Here is a 274-nt window from a genome sequence, read left to right on the forward strand (position 1 = left end):
CCCTGTTGTGGATCCGGAAGGCCCATCAGTTTATCGCCCGGAGGCCGGAAGCTATATCAGCAACATTGCCGCAGCCAACTCGCTGTTTAGCCATCGTTTACACGACCGTCTAGGTGAGCCGCAGTATACAGATTCACTGCATTCTCAGGGGTCGGCAAGCAGTATGTGGATGCGTCATGTCGGAGGGCACGAACGTTCAAGGGCCGGTGACGGTCAGCTAAATACTCAGGCTAACCGCTATGTATTGCAGCTAGGCGGCGATTTGGCGCAGTGG

At 55.8% G+C, this 274-nt stretch carries 1 protein-coding gene; it reads left to right on the plus strand.

The genetic code is table 11. The features are described from left to right. A partial coding sequence (locus tag V5P19_RS23565; protein WP_334407965.1) for an autotransporter outer membrane beta-barrel domain-containing protein occupies positions 1-274 on the plus strand: 274 nt, incomplete at both ends.

The sequence above is a fragment of the Enterobacter sp. UNJFSC 003 genome, from assembly GCF_036903355.1.
GTDB lineage: Bacteria > Pseudomonadota > Gammaproteobacteria > Enterobacterales > Enterobacteriaceae > Enterobacter.